Origin of the sequence: Nonomuraea sp. NPDC005692 (assembly GCF_040631115.1) — a bacterium.
GTDB lineage: Bacteria > Actinomycetota > Actinomycetes > Streptosporangiales > Streptosporangiaceae > Nonomuraea.
The window spans coordinates 1-1,783 of record NZ_JBEXYU010000082.1; the positions used below are offsets into that span (position 1 = coordinate 1).

1 protein-coding gene is annotated in these 1,783 nt (G+C 68.6%); it reads right to left on the reverse strand.

All coding sequences use genetic code 11. From position 1 onward, the window contains the following. Positions 1-109 precede the first annotated feature (109 nt). Positions 110-1,714: an IS1182 family transposase gene (locus ABZ459_RS52690; protein WP_357989092.1), complete on the reverse strand. Its 1,605-nt coding sequence runs from the start codon at positions 1,712-1,714 to the stop codon at positions 110-112. Between the last annotated feature and the right edge of the window lie 69 nt (positions 1,715-1,783).

The following is a 1,783-nucleotide window of genomic DNA, read 5'->3' on the forward strand; positions in this document are numbered from 1 at the left end:
CTAGGAGTCCTCTGAAGATGTTGTTCGGGTGATGGGAAACAGGCAGAAGGCCAGGCGTTCGATGCTCTGCGACCAGGAGATCGACGGCTGGTCACCCTGCGGTGAAGCCTCAGCCGGTGGCGGGCTGCAGTGTCCAGGCGCCCTGGACAGGGTCGAGCCCGAGGTTGATCAAGCGGCGCAGGTTCAACGCGGCTGCTCGCAGGTGGACCCAGAGATCGTTGCGTAGCACCCCACGGTAACGGAGCTTGCGGGCGCCGCCATTCGCGCCGATCAGCCAGGCGATGGAGCGTTCAACCATGGGACGGTGCCGCCGATAGACGGCTCTCAAATCGGGGTCGCCGGCCCACGCCTGACGGGCCTGGCGTAACAACGCATCATGCGGATGCAGATGCAGGCTGCGGCCGTCCTTGCTGGTGGTGCAGCGTTGCCGGAGCGGGCAGGAACGGCAGGCGGCCCCGAAGGTCACCGACCGTGTCGCGGTGATATGCCGTATCACTCCGGCCGGGCAGGTGACGGTGGCCGCGGCTTCCTCGACGTGGAAGTCGTCGATGGTGAAGCCGCCGGCCACGGCCGGGCGCAAGGGCGCGGGCTTGATGATGACGGTGTGCCCGGCCTCAGCCAGCGCGGCGCGGGCCTCGCCGGTGCCGTAAGCCGTATCGCCCAGCACCTCGAACGTCGCAGTGCCGGCGGGTGGCTGGACAGGCGGCTGGGCCAGCAGATCCACACCCACCACGGCCTCGTGATTGTCCTGCCCGGTGGCCATGGTCAGCCGGACACCGGTGAACAGGCCGGTATCGGGTTCGACCACGACATGGGCCTTGTAGCCATCCTGCCGCTGATGCACGGTCTTGTGCACGTGCCGGGTCTCGGCATCAACGATGGAGATGACCCGGTCCGAGGCGACCTTGCGGGCGATCTGCCAGCGCCCGTCGGTGCCGTCGCAGCCCTCGGCCGGCTCGACGTCTTGCCCGGCCACCAGCGCCAGCAGCGCCAGCGCCTGCCCGGCCGCCTCCTCCAGCTCACCCGCCAGCGCGGCTGCCTCGAACGCGGCCACCACCGTGAGCGCGTCGCTCACCAGAGCGGACACCAGATCCTGCCGCGCCTTGGCGTCATCCCAGGCGATCGCGGGCTTGCCCGCATCGGCGTAGTCGGCAGCCCGGCAGCGTTCAGCGATCACCTGGGCGGCGCCAGGCACCTGCCGGCCTGCCCGCCGCACCGCCGCGATCAACTGCGTGATGGTGTCCTGGGTGGCCACCGCATCGTCCAGCACTGCCGAGTCCAGCACTCGCCGCATCCTGCCCCGCAGCGCCCCGCTGGCCTCGGCCACCCGGCCGATCCGGGCGAAAATCCGGTTCGGATCGCCGGACCTGCGCAGCCGCTGCCGGAAATACACCAGCAGCGAGGGGTCGAAGCCACGATCGTGCAGGCCCAACCCGCAGGCGGCCTTCCAGCGCAGGTCACAGCGCAGCGCCAGCGCGGCCTCGCCATCGGAGTGGTGCAGCAACGCCTGCAGGACCGTCACACATGCCAGCACCTGCGGCGGCACACTCGGCCGACCATCAGTCGCGGCATACAGGTCGGAGAACATCTCCTGGGGAAACAGCTCATCACGATGCTCGGCCAAAAACGCATACACACCGCCTGCCGGGATCAACTCCCGGCAGGTGCTCCACACATCCGGCCCAATCGGCTGTTCGGGACGATGCCCCATCATGCTGCCCAGCCTGACCCTCGACCTACAAGATCGGAAGCCCGACCAGCAACATCTTCAGAAGTCTTCTAG